The 5,727-nt window shown below is 76.1% G+C and carries 5 protein-coding genes; 2 read left to right on the top strand and 3 right to left on the bottom strand.

Translation table 11 applies throughout. The annotated features are described in order from the left end of the window. Window positions 1-913, top strand: a 913-nt coding sequence (gene cofD, locus BJP40_RS06320; protein WP_071279321.1) for a 2-phospho-L-lactate transferase, incomplete at its 5' end; no start/stop codon positions are given. Beyond that, a complete protein-coding gene (locus BJP40_RS06315; RefSeq protein WP_071279319.1) occupies window positions 910-2,256 on the top strand; it encodes a coenzyme F420-0:L-glutamate ligase in 1,347 nt (448 codons plus the stop codon). The genes cofD and BJP40_RS06315, both read left to right, overlap by 4 nt. Window positions 2,257-2,434: 178 nt before the next feature. On the opposite strand, the gene BJP40_RS06310 is transcribed toward BJP40_RS06315, so the two are convergent. The 3 genes from BJP40_RS06310 to BJP40_RS06300 all read right to left on the bottom strand — a co-directional run. After that, a complete protein-coding gene (locus BJP40_RS06310; RefSeq protein ID WP_071279317.1) occupies window positions 2,435-3,439 on the bottom strand; it encodes a DNA-3-methyladenine glycosylase in 1,005 nt (334 codons plus the stop codon). A gap of 64 nt (window positions 3,440-3,503) precedes the next feature. Then, window positions 3,504-4,586, bottom strand: coding sequence for an NDP-sugar synthase (locus BJP40_RS06305; RefSeq protein ID WP_071279316.1), 1,083 nt, complete (start codon window positions 4,584-4,586; stop codon window positions 3,504-3,506). A gap of 373 nt (window positions 4,587-4,959) precedes the next feature. Continuing rightward, the coding region (locus BJP40_RS06300) for a peptidoglycan recognition protein (protein ID WP_177204317.1) at window positions 4,960-5,727 on the bottom strand (768 nt) is incomplete at its 5' end.

The following is a 5,727-nucleotide window of genomic DNA, read 5'->3' as shown; positions in this document are numbered from 1 at the left end:
CCTCAAGACGGCCGCGCCCGACGCGGACATCACGGTCATCGGCAACACCGGTGACGACATCCATCTGTTCGGGCTGAAGGTCTGCCCCGACCTCGACACGGTGATGTACACCCTGGGCGGTGGCATCGACGAGGAGCAGGGCTGGGGACGGGCGGACGAGACCTTCCGGGTCAAGGGCGAACTGGCGGCGTACGGCGTCGGGCCGGAGTGGTTCGGGCTCGGGGACCGCGACTTCGCCACCCACATCGTCCGCACGCAGATGCTCGGCGCCGGGTACCCGCTCAGCGCGGTCACCGAGGCGTTGTGCGACCGGTGGAAGCCGGGCGTGCGGCTGCTGCCGATGTCCGACGACCGGGTGGAGACGCACGTCGCCGTCGAGGTCGACGGGCAGCGCAGGGCGATCCACTTCCAGGAGTACTGGGTGCGGCTGCGCGCCTCCGTGGACGCGCACGCGGTCGTGCCGGTGGGCGCGGAGCAGGCCAAGCCGGCGCCGGGGGTGCTGGAGGCGATCGCCGAGGCGGACGTGGTGCTCTTCCCGCCGTCGAACCCGGTGGTGAGCATCGGCACGATCCTCGCGGTGCCCGGCATCCGGGAGGCCATCGCGGAGGCCGGTGTGCCGGTCGTCGGCCTCTCCCCGATCGTGGGCGGCGCCCCGGTGCGGGGCATGGCCGACAAGGTGCTCGCCGCCGTCGGTGTCGAGGCGACGGCGGCGGCCGTGGCCGCGCACTACGGCTCCGGGCTGCTGGACGGCTGGCTGGTGGACACCGTCGACGAGGCGGCGGTCGCCGACGTGGAGGCCGCCGGGATCCGCTGCCGGGCCGTGCCGCTGCTGATGACCGACGTGGCGGCCGCCGCCGCGATGGCCGCCGAGGCCCTGCGGCTCGCGGAGGACGTCCGCGAGGTGCGGGGGTGACCCCGGGGGACGCCCCCGCAGAGGGGCCCGCGGGCGGGGCGGAGGCCGCGTACCGGGTGTGGGCGCCCGGCGGTCTGCCCGAGGTCCGGGAGGGCGACGACCTGGCGAAGCTGATCGCCGCCGCCGAACCCGGCCTCGCGGACGGGGACGTGGTACTGGTCACCTCCAAGATCGTGAGCAAGGCCGAGGGGCGGATCGTCGCCGCCGCCGACCGTGAGGCCGCCATCGACGCCGAGGCGGTCCGGGTGGTGGCCCGGCGCGGCACGCTGCGGATCGTCGAGAACCGCAACGGCCTCGTCATGGCCGCCGCCGGGGTCGACGCGTCCAACACCCCCGCCGGGACGGTCCTGCTGCTGCCGGAGGACCCCGACGGCTCCGCGCGGGCGATCCGCTCGGGCCTGCGGGACGCCCTCGGCGTCACCGTCGGCGTCGTCATCACCGACACCTTCGGGCGGCCCTGGCGCAGCGGGCTGACGGACGTGGCGATCGGGGCGGCCGGAGTGCGGGTCCTGGACGACCTGCGCGGCGGCACCGACGCGTACGGAAACCCGCTCGTCGCGACCGTCGTGGCAGGGGGCGACGAACTGGCCGCCGCCGGGGACCTCGTGAAGGGCAAGACGGCCGGGCGGCCGGTCGCCGTCGTCCGGGGCCTCGCGCACCTCGTCACCGCCGAGGGTGACGACGGGCCGGGCGCGCGGGCGCTCGTCCGGGACCCGGGCAGCGACATGTTCCGCCTCGGCACGTCCGAGGCGGTCCGGCAGGCGGTGACGCTGCGGCGCACCGTACGGGCGTTCACGGACGCGCCCGTCGACCCCGGCGCGGTGCGGCGCGCGGTCGCGGCGGCGGTGACGGCGCCCGCGCCCCACCACACCGCGCCGTGGCGGTTCGTGCTGCTGGAGTCGGCGGGGGCGCGGCGGCGGCTGCTGGACGCCATGCGGGACGCGTGGGTCGCCGACCTGCGGGCGGACGGACTCGACGAGGCCGCCGTCACCCGGCGGGTCCGGCGCGGCGACGTCCTGCGGAACGCGCCCTGCCTGGTCGTGCCCTGCCTCGTCGCCGACGGCGCGCACGCCTACCCGGACGCGCGCCGGGCCGCCGCCGAGCGGGAGATGTTCGTGGTGGCCGCCGGCGCCGGGGTGCAGAACTTCCTGGTGGCGCTGGCGGGTGAGCGGCTGGGGTCGGCGTGGGTGTCGTCGACGATGTTCTGCCGCGACGTCGTCCGGGACGTGCTGGACCTGCCGGACACCTGGGACCCCATGGGCGCGGTCGCCGTCGGCCACCCGGCGCAGCCGACGGCGGACCGCCCGGTGCGGGACCCGGAGGACTTCCTCACCGTGCGGTGACGTACCGGGCGGGCGGCGCGGCGGGCTGCCGCCGAGGGCGCTCCGACCGGATCGGCCCGCCCGGCGGCGGTCGGCTTCCCCGCGGGGTGCCGCCGGGGGCCGTGGCCGGGGGGCAGAAACGGCTCGTCCTCCGCGGGGAACCGGGCCGCGCCCGGGGTTCCGGGGCGGCGGCGCGGTGCTACAGCGACGCGATGTCGCCGGGCGTCATGCGGGGCGCCCTGCGGGGCGGGGTGCGGCCGCTGAGCAGGATCAGTCGGGCCGCCCGGTGCCGCTGGCCCGCGTACGGCTCCAGCAGGCGCAGCATCTCGGCGTCGTCCGCGTCGCGGTTCCCGGCCAGGGCGTACCCGACGATGCCGGGCAGGTGGTAGTCGCCGACGGACACCGCGTCGGGGGCTCCGTTGCTGCGCTGGACGGTCTCGGCGGAGGTCCACGGGCCGATGCCGGGCACCAGCTCCAGGCGGCGCCGGGCGTCCTCGGGTTCCATCGCGGCCGCCTCCTCCAGGCGCCGGGCCACCCGGACCGCCCGCAGGACGGTCGCCGACCGCTTGCCGTCCACGCCCGCGCGGTGCCACTCCCAGGACGGGACCAGGGCCCAGGTCCGCGGCTCCGGCACTACGAACAGCCGCAGGTCCGCCGCCGCTGCCGGGCCGGGGGCCGGCTCGCCGTACGCGCGGACGAGGAGCCGCCACGCGCGGTACGCCTCGTCCGTCGTGACCTTCTGCTCCAGGATCGACGGGATCAGCGACTCCATGACCAGGCCGGTGCGGACCAGGCGCAGGCCGGGCCGGCGGTGCCGGGCCAGGGCGAGCAGCCGGTGGCGGGGCGTGAACGCGTCCGGGTCGTCGCGCCCGCCGAGCAGGTCGGGCAGCGTGTCCAGCAGCCATGCGGCGCCGTCGCCCCACGCCTGCGCCTCGACGTCGGTGCCCCGTGCGGCGACCCGCAGGGTGCCGGGGCCGTCCGGGGTGCGGCAGGTGCGCCAGACCGCGCCGTCGGGGGCCGTGCGGAAGGTGGGGTCACCGGGCCCGCGGCGCAGCGGGGCCAGGGTGAGCGCCGGTTCCAGCGGCCAGGGCGGGGTCCAGGTGCGGGTGCGGGTGCTGCCCGGCCGGGCCGGTACGGGGCGGGCGGGGTGCGGGAGCCGCCCGCCCGCGAGGGCGCCGGCGCGCGGAGCGTAGCGGCCTGCCACCGGGCCTCCGGGGTTCTCGCTGCGGGTGTCGGACCCGAACAGCGTAGCCCCGGCGTCCGCCGCGCTACTGGTCCGAGGAGAAGCGGACGGAGCCGGCGGCCAGGTGGGCGTCGCACCAGATCCGCACGCCGCCGCGCAGCTCGTTGTCGGGGCCCACCTGGGCGCCGTCGCCGATGACCGCGCCGTACAGCTCGGTGCGGGCGCCGATCCGGGCGCCCTCGCCGACCAGGGAGTCGACCACCACGGCGCCCGGCTCCACGGTGGCGCCCGCCATGACCACGCTGCCGTCCACGGTGGCGCCCGCGCCGACCACGGCGCCCGCGCACACGACCGTGCCGCCGGTCAGCTTGGCGTCCTGGGCGACGTCCGCGCCCTCGATGACCAGTCGCTCGCCGCGCCGGCCGGGCACGGCCGGGGACGGGGCGCGGCCGAGGACGAGGTCGGCGGAGCCGCGCACGAACGCCTGCGGGGTGCCGAGGTCCAGCCAGTACGTGGAGTCGACCATGCCCTGGAGGTGGGCGCCGGCGGCCAGCAGGTCCGGGAACGTCTCGCGCTCGACCGAGACGGGGCGGCCGGTGGGGATGGTGTCGATGACGGAGCGGCGGAAGACGTACGCCCCGGCGTTGATCTGGTCGGTGACGATCTCCTCGGGCGTCTGCGGCTTCTCCAGGAAGGCGGTGACGCGGCCGGTGGCGTCGGTCGGGACGAGGCCGAAGGCCCTCGGGTCCTCGACGCGGGTGAGGTGCAGGGAGATGTCGGCGCCGGAGGTGCGGTGGGTGTCGACCAGGGCCCGGATGTCGAGGCCGGTCAGGATGTCGCCGTTGAAGATGAGGACCGGGTCGTCCGGGCCGGAGCGGAGTCGCGAGGCGACGTTGCGTATCGCGCCTCCGGTGCCGAGCGGCTCCTCCTCCGTGACGTACTCCAGGTGCAGGCCGAGCGCGGAGCCGTCGCCGAAGTACGGCTCGAAGACCTCGGCGAGGTACGAGGTGGCGAGCACGATGTGCTCCACACCGGCTGCCCGGGCCCGGGCGAGCTGGTGGGTGAGGAACGGCACGCCCGCCGCGGTCACCATCGGCTTGGGCGTGTTGACCGTCATGGGCCGCAGCCGGGTTCCCTTGCCACCGACCAGAAGGATCGCTTCCGTCACCTGTCGTCTCTGCTTCCTGCTGGGGCCGGCCGATGAGTCACGCTCTGCGTCGTGGGGGGTCGTCTGCGTCCTGCGGTCCGTGGCCTGCTGTCGGGTCTGTGTCTGCTGGTCTGCTGTGTGCTTGTGCTGTGGGGTCGTCTGCTGCCGGCCTGTCGTCGCGGGCGCGGGCGTCCCACCGGGGAGCGCCTCCCGCCGCACGGCCGCGTGCCCGGGGCGGGGCCCGGCGTTCCGGCCGGGCGCCTTCCCCCGGGCTCGTCCGGCCGGGCCCCCGTCCGGAGATCGCGGTCATACGATCAGTACGAGCGGACAGTGTAGGCAGAACGCGGAGCGCCTGCTCAGGGGGCTGACGGAGTGGTCCGGAACTGACGCCCCTTCAGCTTCTCCCCTGGTGCCCGGCGGCGGCGGTGCGGATCGCGCCGAGCTTCTGGTAGAGCTTCTCCCCCGGGCATTCCGTGGCGTATCCGTCACGGTGCCCGGAGACGGCCTTCAGCTTGGCCTGCGTGCCTTTCTTGTACAGGTTGCCGCCGCCCGATGTCAGGGTGGCCGTGCCGCGGGGATCCCTGCCGTAGAGGCCGAGTTTCCACGCCGTCAGCTTGGCCGCGGCGGTGGCGACCGCGGCGGGTGGTGCGCTGGAGGTGAACGTGCCGAGCACGGCGATGCCCGTGGTCTGGGAGTTGAAGCCGAGTGTGTGCGCGCCCTGCACGGGCTTGGCGACGCCGCCGGCCCGGCCCTCGTAGATGTTTCCGCACTTGTCGATGGCGAAGTTGTAGCCGATGTCCCGCCAGCCCAGGCTCGACACGTGGTAGCGGTAGATACTGCGAAGGACGGAGGGGGCCTGCGCACAGGTGTAGTCGTTGCCGGTGGCGCTGTGGTGGACGAAGGCCGCCCGCACCGTCGAGGTGTAGAGGAACGTGCTCTCGCGCAGTGACTCGTCGGCGCCCCAGCCCTTCCGGGTGACGATCTTCGGCTTGGGGGCGGTGTACGAGGCGGCCGCGTCGGCCTCCTCGGCGGCCTCGACTGCTTCCCCGGCCCCCGCCCCGGCTTCGGGGGGCTGCGCGACCGGGTCGGCGGCGGGCTCGCGGCCGGTGCCGCGCCCCGGGTCCGGTGCCGCCGGCGGGGCGGGGCTGGCGGAGGCGCCCGC

Source organism: Streptomyces sp. CC53 (genome assembly GCF_001865245.1).
Lineage (GTDB): Bacteria > Actinomycetota > Actinomycetes > Streptomycetales > Streptomycetaceae > Streptomyces.
This window is presented reverse-complemented; position numbering and strand designations above follow the sequence as displayed.